At 61.4% G+C, this 23,527-nt stretch carries 24 protein-coding genes; 9 read left to right on the forward strand and 15 right to left on the reverse strand.

Annotated elements, in window-relative coordinates; translation table 11 throughout:
- Window positions 1-5 precede the first annotated feature (5 nt).
- The 3 genes from V8Z65_RS07880 to V8Z65_RS07890 are packed head-to-tail and all read right to left on the reverse strand — an operon-like array spanning window position 6 to window position 2,411.
- Window positions 6-881 carry an SMP-30/gluconolactonase/LRE family protein gene (locus V8Z65_RS07880; protein ID WP_338723619.1) on the reverse strand — a complete coding sequence of 292 codons (876 nt, stop codon included), beginning with the start codon at window positions 879-881 and terminating at the stop codon, window positions 6-8.
- On the reverse strand, window positions 878-1,489 hold the full coding sequence (locus V8Z65_RS07885; RefSeq protein ID WP_338723620.1) for a 2-dehydro-3-deoxy-6-phosphogalactonate aldolase: 612 nt from the start codon (window positions 1,487-1,489) through the stop codon (window positions 878-880). The genes V8Z65_RS07880 and V8Z65_RS07885 overlap by 4 nt, the downstream gene beginning before the upstream one ends.
- Before the next feature lie 10 nt (window positions 1,490-1,499).
- Complete coding sequence (locus V8Z65_RS07890) at window positions 1,500-2,411, reverse strand: 2-dehydro-3-deoxygalactonokinase (RefSeq protein ID WP_338723621.1); 912 nt, start codon at window positions 2,409-2,411, stop codon at window positions 1,500-1,502.
- A 289-nt stretch (window positions 2,412-2,700) separates the two neighbouring features.
- On the opposite strand from V8Z65_RS07890, the gene V8Z65_RS07895 reads away from it, so the two are divergent.
- A complete protein-coding gene (locus V8Z65_RS07895) occupies window positions 2,701-4,509 on the forward strand; it encodes an IlvD/Edd family dehydratase (RefSeq protein WP_338723622.1) in 1,809 nt (602 codons plus the stop codon).
- 137 nt (window positions 4,510-4,646) lie between these two features.
- Here V8Z65_RS07895 and V8Z65_RS07900 read toward each other — a convergent pair whose 3' ends face one another.
- From V8Z65_RS07900 to V8Z65_RS07945, 10 genes are all read right to left on the reverse strand, one after another.
- Window positions 4,647-5,054 (reverse strand): NUDIX domain-containing protein, encoded by a 408-nt coding sequence (locus V8Z65_RS07900; protein WP_338723623.1) that lies wholly within the window; start codon window positions 5,052-5,054, stop codon window positions 4,647-4,649.
- Window positions 5,044-5,430 carry a nuclear transport factor 2 family protein gene (locus V8Z65_RS07905; protein WP_338723624.1) on the reverse strand — a complete coding sequence of 129 codons (387 nt, stop codon included), beginning with the start codon at window positions 5,428-5,430 and terminating at the stop codon, window positions 5,044-5,046. The genes V8Z65_RS07900 and V8Z65_RS07905 overlap by 11 nt, the downstream gene beginning before the upstream one ends.
- A 1-nt stretch (window position 5,431) precedes the next feature.
- Window positions 5,432-6,148, reverse strand: a complete 717-nt coding sequence (gene lexA, locus V8Z65_RS07910; protein WP_338723625.1) for a transcriptional repressor LexA — start codon at window positions 6,146-6,148, stop codon at window positions 5,432-5,434.
- Window positions 6,149-6,275: 127 nt separating this feature from the next.
- The gene (gene glp / locus V8Z65_RS07915; protein ID WP_338723626.1) at window positions 6,276-7,478 is read right to left on the reverse strand and encodes a gephyrin-like molybdotransferase Glp; all 1,203 of its coding nucleotides are present in this window, start codon (window positions 7,476-7,478) and stop codon (window positions 6,276-6,278) included.
- Window positions 7,475-7,954 carry a cyclic pyranopterin monophosphate synthase MoaC gene (gene moaC, locus V8Z65_RS07920; RefSeq protein ID WP_338723628.1) on the reverse strand — a complete coding sequence of 160 codons (480 nt, stop codon included), beginning with the start codon at window positions 7,952-7,954 and terminating at the stop codon, window positions 7,475-7,477. Before moaC ends, glp begins: the two co-directional genes overlap by 4 nt.
- Window positions 7,954-8,766, reverse strand: coding sequence for an indole-3-glycerol phosphate synthase TrpC (trpC, locus tag V8Z65_RS07925; protein WP_338723630.1), 813 nt, complete (start codon window positions 8,764-8,766; stop codon window positions 7,954-7,956). The genes moaC and trpC overlap by 1 nt, the downstream gene beginning before the upstream one ends.
- Window positions 8,763-9,782, reverse strand: coding sequence for an anthranilate phosphoribosyltransferase (gene trpD, locus V8Z65_RS07930; protein WP_338723631.1), 1,020 nt, complete (start codon window positions 9,780-9,782; stop codon window positions 8,763-8,765). The genes trpC and trpD overlap by 4 nt, the downstream gene beginning before the upstream one ends.
- Window positions 9,782-10,381 carry an aminodeoxychorismate/anthranilate synthase component II gene (locus V8Z65_RS07935; protein ID WP_338723633.1) on the reverse strand — a complete coding sequence of 200 codons (600 nt, stop codon included), beginning with the start codon at window positions 10,379-10,381 and terminating at the stop codon, window positions 9,782-9,784. Before V8Z65_RS07935 ends, trpD begins: the two co-directional genes overlap by 1 nt.
- Window positions 10,382-10,634: 253 nt before the next feature.
- Window positions 10,635-12,143 (reverse strand): anthranilate synthase component I, encoded by a 1,509-nt coding sequence (trpE, locus tag V8Z65_RS07940; RefSeq protein ID WP_338723634.1) that lies wholly within the window; start codon window positions 12,141-12,143, stop codon window positions 10,635-10,637.
- A 30-nt stretch (window positions 12,144-12,173) separates the two neighbouring features.
- The gene (locus V8Z65_RS07945; RefSeq protein ID WP_338723635.1) at window positions 12,174-14,048 is read right to left on the reverse strand and encodes a SurA N-terminal domain-containing protein; all 1,875 of its coding nucleotides are present in this window, start codon (window positions 14,046-14,048) and stop codon (window positions 12,174-12,176) included.
- Between the two features lie 123 nt (window positions 14,049-14,171).
- Between V8Z65_RS07945 and tpiA the strand changes: the two genes are divergently transcribed.
- From tpiA to V8Z65_RS07970, 5 genes are all read left to right on the forward strand, one after another.
- Complete coding sequence (gene tpiA / locus V8Z65_RS07950; protein ID WP_338723636.1) at window positions 14,172-14,927, forward strand: triose-phosphate isomerase; 756 nt, start codon at window positions 14,172-14,174, stop codon at window positions 14,925-14,927.
- 144 nt (window positions 14,928-15,071) lie between these two features.
- Window positions 15,072-15,563: a preprotein translocase subunit SecG gene (secG, locus tag V8Z65_RS07955; RefSeq protein WP_338723637.1), complete on the forward strand. Its 492-nt coding sequence runs from the start codon at window positions 15,072-15,074 to the stop codon at window positions 15,561-15,563.
- Between the two features lie 113 nt (window positions 15,564-15,676).
- On the forward strand, window positions 15,677-17,305 hold the full coding sequence (locus V8Z65_RS07960) for a CTP synthase (protein WP_338723638.1): 1,629 nt from the start codon (window positions 15,677-15,679) through the stop codon (window positions 17,303-17,305).
- Between the two features lie 27 nt (window positions 17,306-17,332).
- Window positions 17,333-17,827, forward strand: a complete 495-nt coding sequence (locus tag V8Z65_RS07965; RefSeq protein WP_338723639.1) for a GNAT family N-acetyltransferase — start codon at window positions 17,333-17,335, stop codon at window positions 17,825-17,827.
- A gap of 43 nt (window positions 17,828-17,870) precedes the next feature.
- Window positions 17,871-18,047 carry a DUF4169 family protein gene (locus V8Z65_RS07970; RefSeq protein ID WP_338723640.1) on the forward strand — a complete coding sequence of 59 codons (177 nt, stop codon included), beginning with the start codon at window positions 17,871-17,873 and terminating at the stop codon, window positions 18,045-18,047.
- Window positions 18,048-18,195: 148 nt separating this feature from the next.
- Here the strand turns inward: V8Z65_RS07970 and V8Z65_RS07975 are convergent, their stop codons facing one another.
- The gene (locus V8Z65_RS07975) at window positions 18,196-18,627 is read right to left on the reverse strand and encodes a VOC family protein (protein ID WP_338723641.1); all 432 of its coding nucleotides are present in this window, start codon (window positions 18,625-18,627) and stop codon (window positions 18,196-18,198) included.
- Between the two features lie 90 nt (window positions 18,628-18,717).
- On the opposite strand from V8Z65_RS07975, the gene V8Z65_RS07980 reads away from it, so the two are divergent.
- From V8Z65_RS07980 to aqpZ, 3 genes are all read left to right on the forward strand, one after another.
- Window positions 18,718-19,674: an NAD-dependent epimerase/dehydratase family protein gene (locus tag V8Z65_RS07980; protein WP_338723642.1), complete on the forward strand. Its 957-nt coding sequence runs from the start codon at window positions 18,718-18,720 to the stop codon at window positions 19,672-19,674.
- 100 nt (window positions 19,675-19,774) lie between these two features.
- On the forward strand, window positions 19,775-21,052 hold the full coding sequence (gene eno / locus V8Z65_RS07985; RefSeq protein ID WP_338723643.1) for a phosphopyruvate hydratase: 1,278 nt from the start codon (window positions 19,775-19,777) through the stop codon (window positions 21,050-21,052).
- Between the two features lie 118 nt (window positions 21,053-21,170).
- The gene (gene aqpZ / locus V8Z65_RS07990) at window positions 21,171-21,857 is read left to right on the forward strand and encodes an aquaporin Z (RefSeq protein WP_338723645.1); all 687 of its coding nucleotides are present in this window, start codon (window positions 21,171-21,173) and stop codon (window positions 21,855-21,857) included.
- Between the two features lie 42 nt (window positions 21,858-21,899).
- Here aqpZ and V8Z65_RS07995 read toward each other — a convergent pair whose 3' ends face one another.
- Window positions 21,900-23,375, reverse strand: coding sequence for an AMP nucleosidase (locus V8Z65_RS07995; RefSeq protein WP_338723646.1), 1,476 nt, complete (start codon window positions 23,373-23,375; stop codon window positions 21,900-21,902).
- Window positions 23,376-23,527 lie beyond the last annotated feature (152 nt).

Below are 23,527 nucleotides of genomic sequence, written 5' to 3' on the forward strand. Positions count from 1 at the left end.
CGCCGCTACAGCACAATTGGATATTCTGGTTGCCCCGCCACATCCACATCGATGTAGAAGACGCCTCCGGCAACTTTTTCGGCCGCGAGCTGTTCGGCAGACATCGTCTTGTTTGCGGTGGTCAGGAAGAGGCGCTTGAGGTCCTTGCCGCCGAAAGCAGGGCAGGTGACCTGGCTCACCGGCACCTCGACGATACGGTCAATGGATCCGTCTGGCGCGTAGCGGATCACGCAGGAGCCTCCCCAACGCGCATTCCAAAGATAGCCCTGGCTATCGACCACAGCGCCGTCGGGATAGCCGCGATGGCCTGAAACATCGGCAAACAGCTCCCATTCACCAATGGGCATGCCGGTATCAGGATCGGTCGTGCATTTGAGGATTTTCTTGTCCGGCGTATCGGTCCAATAGGCTGTCCGTCCGTCAGGCGAAAAACAGGTCGCGTTGGGTATCGCCACATCGGCGAGAATGCGCGTCAGCTTTCCCGCGCGATAATGATAGACCGCGCCTTGCTTGGGACCTTCGTCCTTGACCATCGTCCCGATCCAGAAGGCGCCCGAAGGATGAACACGGCTGTCATTGGTGCGGTTGGCCGGAATGTCATGCTCGATATCCACCAGGTGGACGATCTCGCCACTCTCGAGATCGAAACGCTTCAAGCCGGTTTCACTGGCCAGAACCAATGTGGTCTCATCGACGATGGCCGCCGCTGCGACGATCTCGTCGAAATGCCACTGATTCTCAACCACGCCATCGGCGCTGGCGGCGAACAGAACGCGATTGTTGATGTCGAACCAGAACAATTGCTGGCGCGCCGCGTGCCAGAAGGGGCCTTCACCTAAGGCGCATTGGCTATCGATCAATAGCTTTGCCGTATCGGTCATTGTGCCATCCCCTTGTCATAGGCCGCGACAGCCACCCGCGCACGTTCGCTGACGGCGTCAACACCCATCCCGGGTTTGAAGATATAGGTGCCCAGGCCAAAGCCCGCACAGCCCACGGCAAAGAAGTCCGAGAAATTGTCCGGATTTGCCCCGCCCACGGCGTAGAGCGGTAAATCGGGCGGCAAGACAGCTTTCATCGCCTTGATGCCCTTGGCGCCAAGAACCTCTGCGGGGAAGAATTTCAAACCGGTCGCGCCGGCGCGGATGGCGGCAAAAGCGTCGGTCGGGGAAAACACGCCGGGATAGGACTTAAGCCCCAGTCCCACGGTCTCGGCAATCACCGCCACATTGGTGTCGGGCGAAACAATAAATGTGCCACCAGCCCCCGCAACGGCCCGCACATCCTCTGGCGTCAGTACGGTACCGGCGCCGATCTCGGCGCGATCGTCCAACGCCTTGGCGGCCCGGCTGATGCTATCGACGGCGTTCGGCGAATTGAGCGGCACCTCAATCAGGGTGATACCCGCCTCCACCAGCGCGGTGCAGACAGGTACGGCCTCGTCCGGCGTGATACCGCGCAGAATGGCAATGATATGACGATGAGACACGAACAAATCCTCAGGAAATCGAAGCGCGGGCGGCCTTGAGGCCTGCCAGCACAACTTCAGTGGAATCGACGAGACGGCCGGAAGCGCCGGCCATGTTCAACACGCGCATATAGAGCGCACAAAGGGCACCCGAGCCGATGAGCGGTACCGGATCGGCGCCGATCTGGTTACGGTTCGCGGCAATTTCGGTACCGATAAGCAGGCCGGAAAGGTAGCCCGCGCACCAGTCGGGCGTCTTTCCCGAAAGCAGCGATGCCGCGCGAATCTTGAACAACTGACCCAAAAGGCCTGCGGGATTGTCTAGACCATCTCGCGCGCCTTCGACAAAGCCCTCATCCTGGGCGGGGCCATCCAGCGGTCCATTCATTGAATGCCGCAGCACCGAATGGCTCTTGAGCAGTTCGAACATTTCGCCGGTCATCGCGGTAGAAAAACTCACGATGCGCGTGCCCTCAAGCCGGGCCCACTTGGAATGGGTGCCTGGCATGCAGACCAATCCCGAATAGGCGGAAGACAGGCTCGCCAGTCCAAGCAATTGGGTTTCTTCCCCGCGCATGACGTTCTCGCCGCCTTGCGTCTGGCAAACGCCCGGCAGTATCGAAACGCGAATATTTCCATCGGGCATGGCGGGGTGCACCGCACCTGCTCCAAGAGCGCCGAGATCGGTCGGCGTTTCAAGATAGGGCGCCTCCAGCCAACCTTGCCGGGCACCCGCCATGCCGCAAATGACAACCTCAAGGGGTGCATCAGGCAGCGGCAACTGCCCAAGCACTTCTGTCAGAGCCCAGGGAAACTGTTCGCGCGTCAGCTTCCCCATACCCTTCTCGGAGCTGGCCGAGGCCTCGACAGTGCCATTCGGTCCGAGGCCCCAGGCACGCAGATTGGATGTGCCCCAATCCACCCCAACCCATGCTATTGCCATACTCTCCATCCCCCTGGCCCCGAACAACGCGGCGCGACCCTAAAGCGACCGGCCGGTTCTGGCCAGTTTGTTTCTACCCGGCGCAGCTCAATAGCGAACCATATGCACCATTGTCACGCGCTTGGCATCAGCACGTCTGGCGGCCGGATTTCGACCTTCTAGGACAAGTCCTGGCCGATTTGTATGATTTTTTGCGTCGACCCCATTCACAGCGCGCATTCGCGTGATAGAACGATCTCACCAAGGCCCTCACATCCGCGTCCCGGCGGACTAGCAAGGAACAGGCAAGATGACTGCAGACAATGGCGCCACCGGCGGCCGCAAGCTCCGTTCGCGCGCGTGGTTTGACAATCCCGACAATCCCGACATGACCGCGCTCTATCTTGAGCGCTATATGAATTATGGTGTGTCGCGCGAGGAACTGCAGTCTGGTAAGCCGATCATTGGCATCGCTCAGACCGGTTCCGATCTCAGCCCTTGCAATCGCCACCATATGGTGCTGGCCGAGCGGGTGCGCGAAGGCATTCGCGAGGCCGGCGGCATCGCCATTGAATTTCCGGTGCATCCGATCCAGGAAACGGGCAAGCGGCCCACTGCCGGTCTTGATCGCAACTTGGCCTATCTCGGACTTGTCGAGGTGCTTTATGGCTATCCGCTCGACGGCGTGGTGCTGACCATTGGCTGCGACAAGACTACCCCCGCCATGCTGATGGGTGCCGCCACGGTCAATATTCCGGCTATCGCGCTTTCCGTTGGTCCCATGCTTAACGGCTGGCACAAGGGCGAGCGCACCGGTTCGGGCACCATTGTCTGGAAGGCTAGGCAGATGCTGGCGGCCGGGGAAATCGACTATCCCAAATTCATTGAGCTCGTTGCGTCCTCGGCACCGTCCACGGGCTATTGCAACACCATGGGCACAGCTTCGACGATGAATTCGCTGGCCGAGGCCCTGGGCATGCAATTGCCGGGCTCAGCGGCCATTCCCGCGCCCTACCGCGACCGCCAGGAAATGGCCTATCGTACCGGCAAGCGCGCCGTGGAAATGGTGCATGAGGATCTCAAGCCCTCGGACATCCTGACCAAGGAGAATTTCCTCAACGCCATCGTCGTCAATTCGGCAATTGGCGGCTCGACCAATGCGCCGATCCATATCAACGCCATCGCCAAGCACATTGGTGTCGATCTCAAGATCGACGAATGGCAGCAACATGGCCATAAGGTCCCGTTGCTGGTCAATTTGCAGCCGGCCGGCGAATATCTAGGCGAAGACTACTACCACGCCGGTGGTGTGCCGGCCGTCGTCAACGAGCTGATGACGCAGGGCCTGATCCACGAGAACGCGCCGACGGTAAACGGCAAGACCATTGGCGAAAACTGCCGAACCACCGTCATCGAGGACGACAAGGTCATCCGGCACTTCAACGACCCGCTCAAAGCCGAGGCCGGGTTCCTGGTGCTGCGCGGCAACCTGTTCGACAATGCGATCATGAAGACCAGCGTTATCAGCCCCGAATTCAAGGAACGATATCTGTCCGATCCGGCGCATCCCAATATGTTCGAGGGTAAGGCGGTGGTCTTTGACGGCCCCGAGGACTACCACCATCGCATTGATGACCCGGCGCTCGACATCGACGAGCACACGCTGCTGTTCATGCGTGGCGCTGGGCCTGTAGGCTATCCGGGCGCAGCGGAAGTGGTGAACATGCGTCCGCCTGCTTATCTCATCAAGAAGGGTGTTTCCTCGCTCGCTTGCATTGGCGACGGTCGTCAGTCCGGCACATCGGGCTCGCCCTCGATTCTCAACGCGTCCCCCGAAGCCGCCGCCGGAGGCAATCTCGCTATTCTCAAGACGGGCGACCGGGTGCGCATCGATCTCAACAAGGGCGAAGCGAATATCCTGATCTCCAATGAGGAAATCGCGAGCCGCCGCGCTGCGCTCGAGGCCGATGGCGGCTACAAATTCCCCAGGCACCAGACGCCCTGGCAGGAAATCCAGCGCGGGCTCGTGGGCCAGTTGGGCGATGGCGCCATCCTCAAACCGGCCGAGAAATACCAGCGTATTGCCCAGACTGAGGGCGTGCCGCGCGACAATCACTAGGTTAATTCACCGCGAGCGAACTATCGGGCCCGTCGCCTTGAGGGGAGGGGCGATAGCGGGGCGTCAATCTGAATGTAAAATGCTATAGGTGCCCCGCACGAAACTACCAAAGGTCCGCCGCCTTGGCGGACCTTTTCTCATGGCTGGCGGGCACGGATCTCATTGAGCGCGCGCCTATAGATCTCGTGCCAATCCGGACCAGGACCATCCCTCAGCGGCCACCAGCGAAAAGCGAAGCGATGTCCGCCGTCGTCGGCGCAGAAAAACGCGAAGTGATCGGGCTGGGGCGGCACATCGACCGGCACGAAATGCCAGAGCTGCCCATCCGCAATATTCAGGCTCGACCAACTCACGCCGCTTCCAACGGTGCCAACCAAACCGGCCTCTTCAGCCAGTTCCCGAAGCGCGCCGTCTACTACGCGCTCGCCTGGCTCAAGCGTCCCCTTGACGAGCTGACAGCCAGCCAGCGGGTGTTTGAAAGCCAATATCTCGAGACTGTCCCTCGGCCCTCTCAGCACATAGGGGCAAACCTTTTCAACCAGCATCGACGGGCTCGGCGCTCAGATGCTCATGCACGACCTTCCAGCCATCAGGCTCCAGCCGCAAAACGCTCGTGCCTCGTCCGCCGCCCTGCGTCAGCTTCCCGTCAACAAGGCCGCGCCAGCCGAACCGATATAGACAGGCCGCCGAGCCATCGCCCTGGCAGAGCCAGCTAAGGTCTTCAATCCAGTAGAATTCATCGGCAATGCGCCGCCAGGTCTTCTCAAAGGCCCGACGCGCCGCATCAACACCGCAATGCGACCCTGAACTGAACCAGAACACGACGTCCTTCGACAGCATCGGCAGCAGGGCATCGAAGCGATGCTCGTTGATCACCTCGCCATAGAAGGCCATTGCGGCCTGTGGCGAGGTGAAACCCATCTCAATACTTCCGCATCAGGCCCACAAGCCGGCCCTGCACCTTGACCCGGTCCGGCGGGAAAATGCGGGTTTCATAGGCCGGATTGGCGGCTTCCAGCGCCACCGTATCGCCCTTGCGGCGTAGGCGCTTTAGGGTCGCTTCTTCGTCATCGACCAATGCGACAATGATCTCGCCGGTTGACGCATGTTCCTGCTTCTTGATGAGCACGGTATCGCCATCGAAAATGCCGGCCTCGATCATGGAATCACCACGCACTTCAAGGGCATAGTGCTCGCCGGCGCCCAGCATCTCGGGTGGCACAGCGATCGTATGGGAGTGGGTCTGAATGGCCTCGATGGGTGTACCGGCCGCGATGCGGCCCATGACCGGAATGGATACTGGACGGGCGTAATCGTCTGATCCACCAGGGTTATTTCGGGGCGGCGAGGCGACCTTGCCCAGATTGCCCTCTATAACGGAGGGCTCGAAGCGTGCCTTGCGCCCACCCAGCGACGGGTTCATGGAATCTGGGAGCTTGACCACTTCCAGCGCCCGGGCCCGGTTGGGCAGGCGGCGGATGAAGCCGCGCTCTTCAAGCGCCGTGATCAGCCGGTGGATGCCAGATTTCGATGCGAGATCAAGGGCATCCTTCATCTCGTCAAAGCTCGGGGGAATGCCGCTCTCCTTCATCCTTTCGTGGATGAACATCAGCAGCTCGTGTTGTTTGCGTGTCAGCATTGGCCCCACAACCCCAGAATCGGAACATAGACGGAACGACCATACATGTTCCATTTATGTTCTGCAATAGCTCCGGCCGGAGGCCAGGACCCCGTTAATGAAGGGGTTCTGAACAAACTGACAGGAATCAGAAGGCGTCGATGGGGAGGGCCTCGACCAGGGCGCCGGCCGGTCGCCCGGGATCCAGCTCGGGCTGCACGATCAGGAGGTCCGCGGCCGCAAGAGACGATGTGTGTCCACTATCGGTCTGGCTGATGGGTTCCGCCATGGGACCGTACTCTCTCTGCAGCAGCCGGGCGCGCATGAAGTGGCGGCGGGCCGTATTCGGGGGTGTGGCGGCGGCCAACGGCAAATGCCAGGTCAGGGGGGCCGGTGCGCCAAGCCAGGCGCGCAGGGCAGGCTTTATGAAGACAAGGGCGGTCACCATGGCCGAAACCGGATTGCCGGGCAGGCCGAAGACCAGAGTTTTGCCGCTCGTACCGAACATCAGCGGCTTGCCCGGCCGCATATTGATGCGCCAGAAGTCGAGGGTAACGCCCAGCTCCTTGAGCACATCCTGGACGAGATCATGCTCGCCCACCGAAGCGCCACCCGTCGTAATCAGGACATCGGGCTCTTCCGCAAAGGCTTTCGACAGCCGTTCGCGCAAAGACGCTGCGTCGTCCGGAATGATGCCATGATCGCGGATGGTGCTGGCATAGGGCGCCAGCATGGCGGTGAGGCCAAAACTGTTGGAGGCCACGATCTGGTCCGGGCCGAGCGGGTTGCCGGGCAAGACCAGTTCGTCGCCAGTCGCCATCAGCGCGATGCGCGGCCGCCTGGCCGCCACGAGTTCAGCTTTGTTGGCCGCCGCAGCGACAGCGATCTGCATCGGCGTCAGGCATGTTCCTGGGCCAATCAGCACCTGACCCGTCGCAAAATCGTTACCCTTCGGACGAATGCTGTGACCAAGCCGGGCAGGGGCCGTGAACCGGACCTTTTCGCCTTCCCGGACGGCTTCTTCCTGCATGATGACCGTATCCGCGCCCGGCGGAACCGGCGCACCGGTGAAAATGCGGACAGCCTGTCTGTGGCCGACCGATCCCGGAAAACCGGCGCCGGCCTGTGACGTACCGATGACGTCGAGCCAAATATCCTCCGCAACGTCCGCTGCCCTCATGGCATAGCCGTCCATGGCGCTGGCGTCGAAAGGGGGCTGGTCGTGATCGGCAATGACGGGGGCGTAAAGGACCCGCCCAGCGGCCGCGCTCAATGTGACGATTTCACCGGCGGGGGCAGGCACTCGCGCCAGAATGGCCTTCAAGGCCTCGTCGACCGGCAAGAGGCTCATGGCGTCCGCACAAAGTCGCCGGACTTGCCGCCGGATTTTTCGACAAGGCAGAGATCGGAGATGACCATGGCCCGGTCGATGGCCTTGGCCATGTCATAGAGCGTTAGGGCGGCAGTCGAAGCGGCGGTCAACGCCTCCATCTCTACCCCGGTCTGGCCGGTCGTCTCGGCGGCCGCCCGAATGCGGATGCTGGTCTCGCTGTCGGCCTCGATATCGACGCTGACCTTGGTCAGCGGGATCGGATGGCAAAGCGGGATCAATTCGGCAGTTTTCTTGGCGGCCATGATGCCGGCAATGCGGGCCACGGCCAGCGCGTCGCCTTTTTTGAGGCCACCACCAAGAATGGCGGCAATGGTCCCGGCCTCGCCGCTCAATATGGCCTGCGCCACGGCGCGGCGTCGCGTAACCGCCTTGTCACCAATATCAACAATATGGGCCTCGCCCTTTTCGTTGAGATGGGTGAGCCCCTTGCTCATCAGCGCACCGTTTCCGGCGCGCCCATGAGGAGCGCTCGGGTGGCCGCGACGACATCGTCCTGGCGCATCAAGCTCTCGCCCACAAGGAATGTGCCGACATTGCAACGCTCATCGAGCATTTTGACATGCTCATGGGTAACAATGCCGCTTTCGCTGACCAGCAGCACATCAGACGGCACGCCGGCGGCCAGATTGACCGTGGTTTCCAGCGTGGTTTCGAAGGTGCGCAGGTTGCGATTGTTGACACCGATGAATTTCGCTCCCAGCGCCAATGCACGGTCGAGTTCAAGCTGGTCATGCACTTCCACCAGCGCGTCCATGCCCCACTCCTCGGCGGCATCGAGCAGGTAGCGCGCCACGTCATCGCCCACGGCAGCCAGGATGACCAGAATGCAGTCGGCGCCCCAGGAGCGAGCCTCGGCCACCTGATAGGTTTCGAACAGGAAGTCCTTGCGCAGGACCGGCAGGCGTGTCGCGGCTCTCGCCTCGATCAGATAGCTCGGTGAGCCCTGAAAACTCGGACGATCGGTGAGCACCGAGAGACAGGCCGCGCCCGCCAGCTCATAGGCGCGGGCAATTTCGGCCGGATTGAAGTCGGCCCGGATCAGTCCCTTTGAGGGGCTGGCCTTCTTCACCTCCGCGATCAGGGCGTAGTCGCCCTGGGCACGCTTGGCCTTGATGGCCTTGAGGAAACCCCGCGGCGCGGGCTGGTCATGCGCTTCGGCAACCACCTCCGCCCAGGGGCGCATGCTCTTGGCGGCCGCGATTTCCTCGCGCTTATAGGCTTCTATCTGCTTGAGAATGTCGCTCATTGGGCTTGTCCGTTCGATACCGCGACAAGGCGCGCCAGGGTTTCCCTGGCCTTGCCGCTATCAATGGTTTGCCGGGCCAGGGCAATACCATCCTCAATGGTTTCCACCTTGTCGGCAACCAGCAGCGCGGCACCGGCGTTGAGCAGGACCGTATCGCGATAAGCGCCCGGAGCGCCATCGAAGAGGGCCATCATCGCCGCCGCATTTTCGCTTGGCTCACCCCCCAGCAGGTCCTTCGGATCGGTCTGCTTCAACCCGACCTGTTCGGGATGCAGTTCAAAGCTGCGCAGGTCCCCGCCCGCAATCTGCGCCACGAAATTGGGCCCCGATGTGGAAAGCTCGTCCAAACCTTCGCTGGAGTGAACCACCCAGGCCTTGATGGCGCGATTGGCGAGGAGTGCGGAGGCGACAGGTTCGACCCATTCCTGCGCATAGACGCCCAGCAGGTAGCGCCGCACACCGGCAGGATTGGACTGCGGACCCAAAAGGTTAAACAGCGTGCGCACACCCATTTCGGCGCGGGCCGGGCCGACATGGCGCATGGCCGGATGGTGATTGGGCGCGAACATGAAACCGATTCCGGCTTCGGCAATCGTCTTGCTGATCTGCTCGGGGGTCAGGTCGAGCTTGACGCCGAGCGCCTCCAAGACCTGCGATGCGCCGGAGCGCGACGAGAGTGCCTTGTTGCCGTGCTTGGCCACTGGCACGCCCGCGGCCGCCACCACCAATGCCGTGCTCGTCGAAATATTGAGGCTGCCGCCGCCATCGCCGCCGGTGCCGACAATGTCGATGGCATCGTCCGGCGCGACGACAGGCACCATGGTTTCGCGCAAGATCGACACGGCCGCAGCTATCTCGCCGACCGTCTCGCCCTTGATGCGCATGCCCATCAGGAAGGCGCCGATCTGGGCCGGCGTGGCTTCGCCCCCCATGATGATGCGCATGACACTACGCATCTCTTCGCCGGTCAGGTCCTTGCGCTCCGCAATCTTGTTGAGAGCTTGCTTGATATCCATCACGCAGCCTTCTTTCCGTTGAAGTCGCGGGCAATGTTGAGAAAGTTCTGCAATAGGGCGTGGCCGTTTTCCGACGCAATGCTTTCGGGGTGAAACTGGACGCCATGCAGCGGCAGGGTCCGGTGCTGCATGCCCATGATCAGGCCATCGTCAGTGGTGGCGGTCACTTCCAGCTCATCGGGCAAAGTGTCGGCCTTGACGAGTAGCGAGTGATAGCGCGTCGCCTCGAACCCCGAATTGAGGCCGCGGAACAGGCCCTTGCCGGTATGATTGATCTTGCTGGTCTTGCCGTGGACCAGGTTCGGCGCCCGCACGACCTCGCCCCCGAGGGCCTGGCCCATGGCCTGGTGGCCGAGGCACACACCCAGCATGGGAATTGAGGCTTTGAAGCGGTCGACAACCGCCAGGCAGATACCGGCTTCGCTGGGCGTGCAGGGGCCGGGCGACAACACAATAGCCTCCGGCGCCATGGCGGCGATCTCCTCAAGCGTAATCTTGTCGTTACGCCTGACGGTGATATCTGCGCCCAGTTCGCCGAGGAAATGGACGAGGTTGTAGGTAAAGCTGTCGTAATTATCGATGACGAGGGTCTTGGTCATGTCTTTGTCCTCAATGGGCTGTTTCTAACCGACCAGGTCATTCCCGCGAAAGCGGTAATCCCTGTTTCAGAACCAGCCTCGCCATCGGGCCGCAGCCACATCTGAACCTGTTGGAGCACTATGAGCGCCGGACCTCGTGGTTCGAGGCTCACTGCGTTCGCACCTCACCATGAGGTCCTCCCACGAATCCTTATAGACCTCATGGTGAGGTGCTTTGGCAGCAAAGCCTCGAACCACGAGGGCGCGGCCGCGTTCACTGTCCCACTCCCGCTTCACCGGCATAGCGTAGCGCTTCCTCGGCAGCGCTGAAAAGGGCGCGGGCCTTGTTCTCGCATTCGAGCTGCTCGAGTTCGGGCTGGCTGTCAGCCACGATGCCGGCGCCTGACTGCACATAAAGCTTGCCGTCCTTGACGATGCCGGTGCGCAGGACGATGCAGGTATCCATCGTGCCGTCGGCGCCGAAATAGCCGACGCAGCCGCCATAGATGCCGCGGCGCGACTTTTCGAGCTCATCGATGATTTCCATGGCCCGCACTTTGGGTGCGCCCGACACCGTGCCGGCGGGGAAGCCGGCCGAAAGCGCATCGACAAAGTCATATTGCGGGTCGAGCTCGCCAACGACGTTGGAGACGATGTGCATGACGTGGGAATAATATTCGAGGAAGAACTTGTCGGTCACCTTGACGGTACCGATCCTGGCGACCCGGCCCACATCATTGCGCCCGAGATCGAGCAGCATCAGATGCTCGGCCAATTCCTTGGGGTCAGAGAGCAGTTCGTCCGCCAGCTCCTTGTCGCGGGCCGGAGTGGCGCCACGCTTGCGGGTGCCGGCAATGGGACGAATTGTGACTTCGCCATTTTGCACCCGTACCAGGATTTCCGGGCTCGATCCGGCAAAGGCAAAGCTGCCGAAATCAAAGAAATACATATAGGGGCTGGGATTGGTGCGTCTGAGCGCCCGGTAGAGCGCCGTCGGCGGCAGAGTAAAATCGGCCGAAAAGCGCTGGCTGAGGACGACCTGGAAGATATCGCCGGCAGTGATGTAGTCCTTGGCCCGCGCGACCATCTGCCCATATTCCTCTTTCGAGGTATTGCTGGTAACCGCGATGGACTCGAGATCGGGCAGGGCGTCCGTGGCGGGCGTCGCCCGTGTGAGACGGGCAATGGCGTCGTTGATCCGGTCTTCCGCCGCCGCCAGGGCTTGCGCGGCCGTAACCCCCTCACGCACATAGATCGGCGCGGTGAGGTAGAGCTCGTCCTTGACGGTGTCAAAAATGGCCAGCAGGGATGGGCGCATCAACACCGCTTCGGGCGTCTTGAGATCGTCCGGATTGGCGTTGGGCAGCACTTCCATATAGCGGACCATCTCATAGCCGAGATAGCCGTAAATGCCGGCCGACTGCGGCGGCAAGCCGGCCGGCATGTCGATCTGGCTTTCCGCCACGAGCTTGCGCAAGGCGTCGAGCGGCATGTCGTCCATGGGCTCGAAGGCATCGGGCGCAGTTTGGGCCAAACGGTTGATGGACGCCTTGCCGTCCTCGACCTTGAGGATGAGGTCGGGCAGGAGGCCGATCATGGAATAGCGGCCCCGCGTGGTGCCATCCTGCACGCTTTCGAGCAGGAAGGAATGAGTGCGGCCGGCCGCCAGCTTGAGATAGGTCCCGACCGGTGTTTCCAGATCCGCCACGATGCGACGCCAGACGAGCCCAGACTTTCCGGCATCGTATTGCGCGGCAAAGGTCTTGGAATAGTCGTCGCCCATTTGGTCTGGTTCCGTTGCGGGGTTGTGCCGTTACTGGCCGTAATTTTGTACGAGAAGCTGGTTGAGGGCCTGCTGGTTGATCCTGAGGCCGGCATCGTCGCGGACGGCCGCAACAAATTCCGAGGTCAGGCCCGCACGGCTTTCCGCATTAAGGCTTTCCAGGGCCACCGACTCGAGCGGGGTGCTCGGCGCGGCATCGTCGACAACCTGAAACACCACCTGTTCGCCGCTTTCATTGACGACGGCACCGGCATGATCCTGTCCGCCGGCAAAGGCGGCGGCGGCGACAGTGCTGTCGATCAATCCGTCCTCCGAGCCGAAGCGGGTAAAGGGCGCACTGAGCTGCGGGAAGGCGTTGAGCTCAAAACCGATATCGGCCAGGGCCTCGCCGGCTTCAAGCCGCGCAACGATCTCTTCGCCCTTGGCAATCAGCGCATCGTTCACCCGCTCCTGGGTAATGGCTGTCTCGACCTCGGCGCGGACTTCGTCCAGCGTCTGGTCACGCGCCGGCACGACCTCCTCGAGATCGAACCAGAGATGAGCATTGCCCGAAAGCGGAATGGCGGGGATGAGCCGGTCCTGTTCCGCTGCAAAAATCGCCTGCGCCACGCGGGAATAATCTTCCGCCGCCAAATTCGGCAGGACCGAAAGCTGCGCTCCGCCAGCGGTGACGTCTGCTTCATAGACCGGCAGGCCAAAGCGCTCGGCAATCTGCTCGATGGGCTGGAACGCCGCTCGCAGCTCTTCGATCTGGTCCAGCACATCGTTGATTTCGGTGCGCGCCTCGGCCTGGGCGAGGCGCTGGACAATGTCATCGCGCGCTTCTTCCAGCGTCGGTTCGCGCGCCGCCTCGATCTCCACCACATGCACGGCGCGCTGGCCGCCAATGCCCTCGATAATGGCATAGCCGTCCTCGGGCAGGGCGAAGGCTGCCTCGGCCAGCCGGGCATCGGTGATCTCGGCCTGGGTGAGTGTACCCAGGCTCGACGGCGTCAGCCCGGCATCGGCGATCAGGGTACCGAAATCGGTGCCGGCGGCAAGGCCGGCCTCGAACTGGGCCTGCAATTCAGACGTGTTCAGCGAGACCTGTTCGACTGTCCGACGCTCCGGCGTCGTCAGCGAGGCCCTGGTGGCCTCATATTCGGCCACAATGGCGTCCTCGGCGATCTCCTTGGTCGCGGCGAGCGAGGGCAGCGAGAGATCGAGCAGCTTGACCTTGCGCGTCTCGACGGTCCGGAACTCGGACTGATGCTCAGAAAGATAGGCCGCAAGCTCCTCCGCGGTGGGCGCGGCTGGCGTTTCGACGCTGGTATCACTCAGAACGATATAGTCGATGGTTCGGGTGGCCGTGGCATAGTCGCTGATCAGCTTGCGGGCCACTTCGGGCATGTCGGTATCGGCGAACAGCGCCGTTGTGAGCTGGTCGCGGCGGGCTTCATCGCTGCGGGCCTCGAAATATTCGGCCTCGGTCCAGCCCGCGCTCTGCAGCACCTGCGAGAACAGTGCCGGCTCAAAAGTGCCCAAAGTGCCATGGAAGGAAGGATCTTCGCGCAGCAACTCGGCCAATTTGGCCTCGGACACGCCAAGACCAAATTGTTCCGAAAGCGTGTCCAGCGCCGCCCCTTCGGACAGGCCAAGGAGGACGGCCGTGGGAATGCCCATGGCTTCGGCCTGGCTGGCAGTCGGCATCGAACCCATCTGCTGGGCGATGCGGCCGGCCTGGGCCTGATAGGCGCGCAGGAATTCGCGGGAATTGATTTCCTCATTACCGACACGGGCCACGGTATTGCTGCCCAGATCGACAATTACATTATTGATGCCGAAGCCGGCGACACCGACAAGCAGGAACGCCCCGAGAATTTTTCCCGGCCAGGATTTTGCAAAATCACGCAAACCATCGAGCATTTGAAGCGTTCCAGTTTCGGGTCCAACCCTTTACCCTAAGGCCGGGGTGGGACTAGTAAGACAAATACGACAGCCGGGGTTAGGGCAAAGCCCTCTCCGGCGCAAGAGGCAGGAGTAGCAAGATTGTCGACCATTTCACCGCTGATCGCCGGAAACTGGAAGATGAATGGGCTCACCCATTCTCTGGATGAGCTGAGCGAGCTTGCCCGTCTCCTGACCACCGGAGAGGCGCCGCGCGCCCTTGTGGTGGTATGCCCACCCGCAACGCTGCTGGCTGCAGTGGCCGCCCAAGGGGCGTCCAGCGGCATCATTGCCGGTGGGCAGGATTGCCACCAGGAATCCCACGGCGCCCATACCGGCGATATTTCCGCCAGCATGCTGGCCGATGCCGGCGCGCAATATGTGATTGTCGGTCATTCCGAGCGCCGGTCAAATCATGGCGAAACCAATGAGGTGGTACGGGCCAAGGCCGAGGCGGCCATCGGCTCGGGGCTCAAACCCATTATTTGTGTCGGGGAGACCGAGGCGCAGCGCGACGCGGCCGAAGCAGAATCAGTGGTTTCCGCCCAATTGGCTGCCTCCATCCCCGACGCGGCCGAACAGCACGAAGTCGTGGTGGCCTATGAGCCGGTCTGGGCCATCGGCACCGGGCGGACGCCGACCCTGGATGAGATAGAAGAAATGCATAATGCCATCCGCGCCCGGCTGGTGGATCGCTTCGGCCTCAGCAAGGGCGAAAGCATCCGTATTCTTTATGGCGGTTCGCTCAAGCCGCAGAACGCCCGCGAAATTCTGGGCGTCGGCAATGTCAATGGCGGGCTCGTCGGTGGCGCAAGCCTCTTGGCAAAGGACTTCTATACGATTATCTCCGCCGTATAGAGCAACCGGGCGGCAATCCGCTTGCGGCGAAAAAGCGCTGCAAGCGGCTGGCATTTGGCGTTCGGGGGGTGTATGACCCCGCATCCTTTCCAACCCGGGCGGGCCATATTGGCACGTCCGGACTGACGTAAAGACAAGAGATTCATGGCCAACGTACTGCTCGTCGCCTATTTGCTGATCGTGCTGGCGCTGATTGTCGTCATCCTGATCCAGCGCTCCGAAGGGGGCGCGCTTGGCATCGGTGGGGGCGGTGGCGGCGGCATGATGACGGCGCGGGGCTCGGCCAATCTGCTGACGCGAACCACGGCAATCCTGGCAGCGCTGTTTTTTGCCTCGGCAATCGGCCTGACCATTCTCAACGAGCTTGATCGTGGCACGTCCAGCATTCTGGACAATGCGGCATCGGGCGTTGATGGCGAGCAGCCCAGTACGGTTCTGGACGCGCTGAATGCCCTGCAGGGCGACGACACGTCCGACTTGCCATTGCCGGCGGATACGACTGACGCCCCGGCCACCTCGACCGACACTTCGGCGCCGTCCGACGCGTCCCAGAGTGACCTCCCGGTTCCCCAGACGACGGAAACCGAACCGGCCACGCCGCAGAACGAAACGCCCGCAGTGCCTGCGGGCAACTGATCCGCCGCAAGGCGTCCGTGAAAAAAGGGGATGGCGACATCCCCTTCTTTCTTTTTGTGTAGAGCGGAATTCCGCTCTGCGAATCAAGTTTGATGTGCTTATGGTGATCGCCCATGGCTCGGTACGTATTCATCACCGGAGGCGTGGTTTCCTCCCTTGGCAAAGGTCTGGCTTCGGCGGCGCTTGGCGCCGTATTGCAGGCACGCGGCTATAAGGTCCGCCTGCGCAAGCTCGACCCCTATCTCAATGTCGATCCCGGCACGATGTCGCCGACCCAGCATGGCGAGGTTTTCGTCACCGATGACGGTGCCGAGACTGACCTCGATCTGGGTCACTATGAGCGCTTCACCGGCCGGTCCGCCAACAAGCGCGACAATGTCACCTCGGGGCGAATCTATTCCGACCTCCTGGCCAAAGAACGCAAGGGCGAATTCCTCGGCGCCACGGTGCAGGTGATCCCGCATGTGACGGATGCGATCAAGGCATTCGTGCTCGAAGGCAATGAGGACTACGATTTCGTGCTGGTCGAGATCGGCGGCACGGTCGGCGATATTGAAGGCCTGCCATTTTTCGAGGCCATCCGGCAGCTCGGCAATGAATTGCCGCGCAACCACGCGGCCTATCTGCATCTGACCCTGATGCCCTATATTCCCTCGGCCGGCGAATTGAAGACCAAGCCGACCCAGCACTCGGTTAAGGAACTGCGCTCGATCGGTATTGCGCCGGACGTCTTGCTGGTGCGCTGCGATCGCCCCATTCCCGAGGGCGAGAAGAAAAAGCTCAGCCTCTTCTGCAATGTGCGCGAAACCGCCGTCATTCAGGGCCTCGATGTCGGCTCGATCTATGACGTGCCGGTGGCCTATCACAATGAGGGCCTCGACCGCGAAATTCTCGCAGCTTTCAATATCACCGACGCACCCGAGCCCGATATGTCGGCCTGGGAGGAGGTCTCGCGCCGCTATCACAACCCCGAAGGCGAAGTGAATATCGCTATTGTGGGCAAATATACCGGCCTCAAGGACGCCTATAAGTCGCTCAGCGAGGCGCTGACCCATGGCGGCATTGCCAATAAGGTCAAAGTCAACCTGCAATGGATCGACTCGGAAGTCTTCGAGCGCGACGACCCTGCGCCTTATCTTGAGCACGTCCACGGCATTCTGGTGCCCGGTGGCTTTGGCGAGCGCGGTTCGGCCGGCAAGATCGAGGCGGCACGTTTTGCCCGCGTCAAGGACGTGCCCTATTTCGGCATCTGCTTTGGCATGCAAATGGCCTGTATCGAGGCCGCGCGGAACACCGCCGGCATCAAGAATGCCTCATCGACTGAATTCGGCCCCACCAAGGAACCCATTGTCGGCATGATGACCGAATGGGTGAAGGGCAACGAAAAGGAAGCCCGTTCCGCCGAAGGCGATCTGGGCGGCACCTTGCGCCTTGGCGCCTATCCGGCCCAGCTTACACGCGGCTCCCGCGTTGCTGACATCTACGGCTCAACCCGCATTTCCGAGCGCCATCGCCACCGCTATGAGGTGAATATGGATTACCGCAAGCGCCTGGAAGCCAATGGCCTCTTGTTCTCCGGTGTTTCGCCCGATGGCACGCTGCCCGAAATCGTCGAACGCACCGACCACCCCTGGTTCATTGGCGTGCAGTTCCACCCCGAATTGAAGTCGAAGCCGTTCGAGCCGCACCCGCTGTTCACGAGCTTTATTTCGGCTGCCATGGAGCAGAGCCGGTTGGTTTGATGCGATGAGGGTCAGAGCGAGCATTCGATGACTGGTCCGCTGATCCTCTCCACCAACAGGCCGGGCCTGCTGCTGAGGCGCCTGACCCCTGACGATGCTTTTGCCGTCTACGAACTGGTACAGAAGAATCGCTCGCATCTGACGGCCCACGGTGACTTTGCCGAACTGGTCGTTGCGCAAACAGATGCTTTGTCGGAAGAGTTTGCGCTGTCGCCAGAGCGGCATTGGCGCTTTGGGGTGCTCCTTGAAGACGTCCTCATCGGTCGCGCCGATCTGGTTGGCGTCCAACCAGCTAAATATAGCATCGGCTATTGGCTGTCCGAAGCTGTGATCGGGCGAGGTCTGGCGACGTTCGCGGTCGGACGGTTGCTACGGTTCGCCTTTGATGAGATGCGCGCCACAGACGTTTTTGCAGGCGTAAGCCATGGCAATGAGCGGAGCGCGGCGCTACTGTTGCGCCTCGGCTTTAAAAGCGTCGAAAGGTTCGAAACCTACACACGGTTTCATCGCCAAGCTGGTTAGGCCGATCGGGAACACAGCAAGCCAAGCACAGGCACTGACGATAATGGCCGAAATTCTCTCCCTCTCCAAAGCACGCAAGGCCAAGGCCCGCACCGAAAAGGAAGCGGCAGCCGAGGCCAACCGCATCAAGTTCGGGCGTACCAAGGCTGAAAAGCTCAAGGATGCAGGCGAAAAGGCCCGTGCCGAAAAGCATATCGAGGGGCATAGGCGGGACGAGTAGGTGACACCTTCTCTCTTTGCTCGCGATATCAGGAACATCACCGGGCCGCCCTCGGGCATGACCCGAGGGCCTTCGTCGGCTATCTGTTTGTTGCGGCAGGCCCTCGGATCAAGTCCGAGGACGCCATGTATCTGTGGCGATGGCTAGCCTACCAATTCACCTGGCAGACCTTGCCATCCGGCCCGAACTGCATGCTGTTATCGGTATATTGGAAAATCTCGAGCTTCACCCCGCTGGGGTCCGCCATCCAGGCCTGCCAGGTGCCGTCGACACCCAGCTTCTTGTCGGTGATGTCTACACCCTGATCACGCACATGGGTGATAAGACCATCAAGGTCCTCGGTCTCGAGGCAGATGTGATTGATCTGGTCGGTCTCGGCAAAACGGGACTCGCCCTTTTTGAACACTTCAATGAAGGTCCGGCCGCCGAAATCGAGATAGAAGCCGATCTTGTCGTCTCCGCGCATGAAGATGAATTTGGGCGGCACGCCCAGCACCTCGCGGTAGAAAGTTTCCACAGCGTCGAGATCGCGGGCAAAAATGCAGGTATGCGCCACCTGCCTGACGAGGGGTTGGGACACTATTCTCTCCTCCGGAATATGCGAACTGGACAGTTCGCACTGACATGTTAGGACAAGTGCGACGTTCAGGCCAGACCGGGAGGGTCAAATATGGCGCGCATAGTCGTAATCGGAGCCACAGGCCATATCGGGACTTATCTCGTGCCGCGCCTGATCCAGTCTGGCCATGACGTGGTGGCGGTAACCCGGGGCAGTTCCCAGCCCTATCTCGCTCACAGCGCCTGGGATCGGGTGGAACGCGTAACGATTGACCGCGACGCCGAAGAAGCAAACGGCTCGTTCGGTACAGCCATTGCGGCCCTCAAGGGTGACATCGTCATCGACAATATCTGCTTCACCCTGGATAGCGCGCAGCAATTGGCCGAAGCGCTAAAGGGCAAAGTGCGGCATTTCCTGCATATCGGGACAATCTGGACGCACGGTTTTTCCGAGATCGTGCCGACGCCTGAAGATGTGACCAAGCGCCCATTCGGCGAATACGGCATTCAGAAAGCGGCCATCGAAGACTATCTGCTCGGGCTCGCGCGGCGCGATGGCTTTCCGGTGACCATCCTGCATCCTGGCCACATTGTGGGGCAGGGCTGGTCGCCGCTCAATCCGGCTGGGCATTTCGACGATGCCGCGTTCCTGACCATTGCGCGCGGCGAAACGCTCGCCCTGCCCAATTTTGGCATGGAAACAGTCCATCACATCCATGCCGACGACATTGCCGTGCTGCTCATGCAGGCCATGGCCAATTGGAGCGTAGCGGTCGGCGAAGCCTTCCATGCCGTTTCGCCTGGCGCTGTGACTTTGCGCGGCTATGCGGAGGCCATGTATCGCTGGTTTGGCAAGGAGCCAGCGCTCAGTTTCCATTCCTGGGAGGAATGGCGGGCCATGCAAGCACCGGAAAACGCCGCGGCCACCTGGGAGCATATTGCCCGCAGTCCCAATACCAGCATCGAAAAGGGCAAGCGGCTCCTTGGCTACGCGCCGCGCTACTCGTCACTGGCGGCGGTGCAGGAATCGGTCTCCTGGCTCATCGCCAACGGCAAACTCGCCATTTAGCGCCGCCTCATGCGCGATTTTTGCGCGTCCCCTCTTTTCACTGTCACAAGGCCCGTCTAGACAGGCACTCACACCCAAAAGCTTTCCGGGAAGGGCTCGCATGTCTTCAATCATCCACGTCAATGGCCGCCAGATTTTCGATAGCCGCGGCAATCCGACCGTCGAAGTCGATGTGGTGCTGGACGATGGCAGCTTCGGCCGCGCGGCGGTGCCCTCGGGCGCGTCGACCGGCGCACACGAGGCAGTTGAGCTGCGGGACGGTGGCGCTCTCTATATGGGCAAGGGCGTGACCCAGGCCGTCGAGAACGTCAACACCGTCATCGCCGATGAAATCCAGGGCATGGATGCTCTCGATCAACTGGCCGTCGACCAGGCCATGATCGATCTCGATGGCACCGCCAATAAGGGTCGTCTCGGCGCCAATGCCATTCTCGGCGTGTCGCTGGCGGTGGCCAAGGCTGCCGCCGAATCGAGCGAACTGCCCTTCTACCGCTATATCGGCGGCCCGAACGCCCATATCCTGCCCGTGCCGATGATGAACATCATCAATGGCGGCGAGCATGCCGACAATCCCATCGACATGCAGGAATTCATGATCCTGCCGGCCGGCGCCAAGTCGATTGCCGACGCCGTTCGTATCGGTGCCGAAATCTTCCATACCCTCAAGAAGGGCCTGTCGGCCGAGGGCCACAACACCGCGGTGGGTGACGAAGGCGGCTTTGCGCCGAACCTCAAAAGCGCTGACGACGCGCTGGGCTTCATCATGCGCTCGATCGAAAAGGCCGGTTACAAGCCGGGCGAGGACGTGTTCCTCGGCCTCGATTGCGCCTCGACCGAATATTACAAGAACGGCAAATACGAGATGGTGGGCGAGGGCAAGTCGCTCTCCTCGGACGAGAACGTCAAGTTCCTCGAAGACCTCGTGACCCGCTACCCGATCATCACCATCGAAGACGGCATGGCCGAAGACGATTGGGATGGCTGGAAGGCCCTGACCGACGCCATTGGCTCCAAGGTGCAGCTCGTCGGCGACGATCTTTTCGTCACCAATACCCAGCGCCTCGTCTCGGGCATAAAGATGGGCGTGGCCAATTCCATCCTGGTCAAAGTCAACCAGATCGGTTCGCTCTCCGAGACCCTCAACGCCGTCGATACCGCGCATCGCGCCGGCTACACCTCGGTCATGTCGCACCGCTCGGGCGAAACTGAGGATTCCACGATTGCCGATCTCGCCGTGGCCCTGAACTGCGGTCAGATCAAGACCGGCTCGCTCAGCCGCTCGGACCGCCTGGCCAAGTACAACCAGCTGATCCGCATCGAAGAGCAGCTTGGCTCCTCGGCCAAATATGCCGGCTATTCGGTGGTCAAGGGCCGCTAGTCAGCAACGACAGTTCCACGAGACCGGCCGGGCCAAGTGCCCGGCCTTTTTCTATTTCTGCGCCCAAATATTAGGCATAGGCTGATCGTGCCGAATCAACATTTGGGGGACTTTGGGCATGATGAAGCGTCTATCTGCCGAAGCTTTTGGTACTTTCTGGCTGGTCTTTGGCGGCTGCGGCTCAGCCGTGCTGGCGGCTGGTATTCCCGATCTGGGCATTGGCTATCTGGGCGTCGCCCTGGCCTTCGGCCTGACGGTGCTGACCATGGCCTATGCCGTGGGGCATATCTCGGGCGGGCATTTCAACCCGGCCGTTACACTGGGTTTGGCCATTGCGGGTCGTGTTGAATACAAGGACCTGCTGCCCTATTGGGTCGCCCAGCTCATTGGCGGTGCGCTTGGCGCGGCGGTTCTGTTCGTCATCGCCTCGGGCATGCCGGGCTTTGAGGCGGGTGGCTTCGCATCCAACGGCTATGATACGCTCTCGCCGCACGGCTACAGCCTCGTTTCGGTGCTGCTTGCCGAGGTGGTGCTGACCGGCTTTTTCCTGATGATCATTCTGGGCTCCACCCATGGCAATGCACCGGTCGGCTTCGCGCCAATCGCCATCGGCTTGGGCCTGACGCTGATCCACCTGATCTCGATCCCGGTCAGCAATACCTCGGTCAATCCAGCGCGCTCGATTGCGGCCGCCATTTTTGCCCAGAACGGGGCCTTGGGCCAGGTGTGGCTCTTCATTGTCGCGCCATTGGCCGGCGCGGCTCTGGGGGCGCTCATCTGGAAGGCTCTGCTCGAGCGGGACTGATCGGTTCGCTTCGGATTCCGGCTCAATGCCGGGATCCGGCCTCTACTGGAACGCCGTCTCGGCAAAGCTCCTGAGCTTGCGCGAATGCAGCCGTTCCGCCGGCTGATCCCGCAGGATTTCCATCGCCCGAAGCCCGATCTGCAGGTGCCGATTGACCTGGGTGCGATAGAAGTCCGACGCCATGCCCGGCAGCTTCAGCTCACCATGCAGGGGTTTGTCTGAGACGCATAGCAACGTCCCATAGGGCACGCGGAAGCGGAAACCATTGGCAGCAATGGTCGCGCTCTCCATATCCAGTGCGACAGCACGCGACTGGCTGAGGCGCCGCGTGATCTCCACTTGGTCACGAAGCTCCCAATTGCGGTTGTCGAAGGTGGCGACCGTGCCGGTGCGCATGATCTTCTTGGTTTCCAGTCCCTCGGTCTGGGTGATCTCTTCCACCGCCTGCTCAAGCGCCACTTGCACCTCGGCGAGCGCCGGAATGGGCACGGAGAGCGGCAGGTCGGCATCGAGCACATGGTCCTCGCGCACATAGGCATGGGCGAGCACGTAGTCGCCCAGTTCCTGGCTGTTCCTGAGGCCCGCACAATGGCCCAGCATGATCCAGGCATGCGGCCTAAGCACCGCGATATGATCGGTAATCGTCTTGGCGTTGGAAGGTCCCACGCCGATATTGATCATGGTAATGCCACGGCCCCGGTCGCCCACCAGGTGATAGGCCGGCATTTGCGGCGTGCGCGGCGGCGGATTGCCGGTGACCCCGCCGCCGGTCAGCATATTGTCGGTCGCGACATTGCCCGGCTCGATAAAGCGCTGATAATGCGGATGCTTTTCGGCCATCCAGCCCTTCGCCAGCCGGCAGAACTCATCGATATAGAACTGATAGTTCGTGAAGATCACGAAGTTCTGGAAATGCTCGGCATCGGTGCCGGTGTAATGGGCCAGCCGGAACAGCGAATAATCGACGCGCGGCGCGGTAAAAGCCGAAAGCGGATAGGGCCCGCCACGCGGCGGCACATAGGTGCCATTGGCAATCTCGTCGTCGGTATTGCCCAGGTCCGGCGCGTCGAACAGGTCGCGCAGCGGCACATCCATGGCATTGATCGCCTTGCCATCGAGATGGTCATGTGGTCCCAGCGCGAAATGCAGCGGAATGGGCGTATCGGACTCGCCCACCTCGATCACGCCGCCATGATTTTTGAGAATGACCGCGAACTGCTCCTGCAGATAACCCTTGAACAGGTCCGGCGCGGTCACCGTGGTGCGGTAAATACCAGGCGTATGCAGATAGCCATAGGGCAGGGTGCTCTCGTGCTTGGAATAGCTGGTGGAGCGCACCTCGACCTGCGGATAGCAGGCACGGACGCGACCGGAGGGCACAGTGCCCTGGGTCAGCGCGTCCAGATGTCCCCGGATGAAATCGCAATTGCGATGATAGATATGCGCGATATGCGCCCAGGCCGCTTCCGGATCGGTGAACGATTGCGTTGCAAGGCGCGGCGGGCTGAGTGTCGTCATGTTCTGTCCCTTGGTGCCGTCCGCGGATCGGACAGCAGATGCTGGAATCGTCGCTTCAATGTTCGCCAATATAGGCCGCGCATGACGGCTTCTCAACGAAGGCGCTGCGCCGGTCACATCTTTCACACTTCGGTGACCGGCTCTTTTCTCGC

The organism is Devosia sp. XK-2, from assembly GCF_037113415.1.
Classification (GTDB): domain Bacteria; phylum Pseudomonadota; class Alphaproteobacteria; order Rhizobiales; family Devosiaceae; genus Devosia.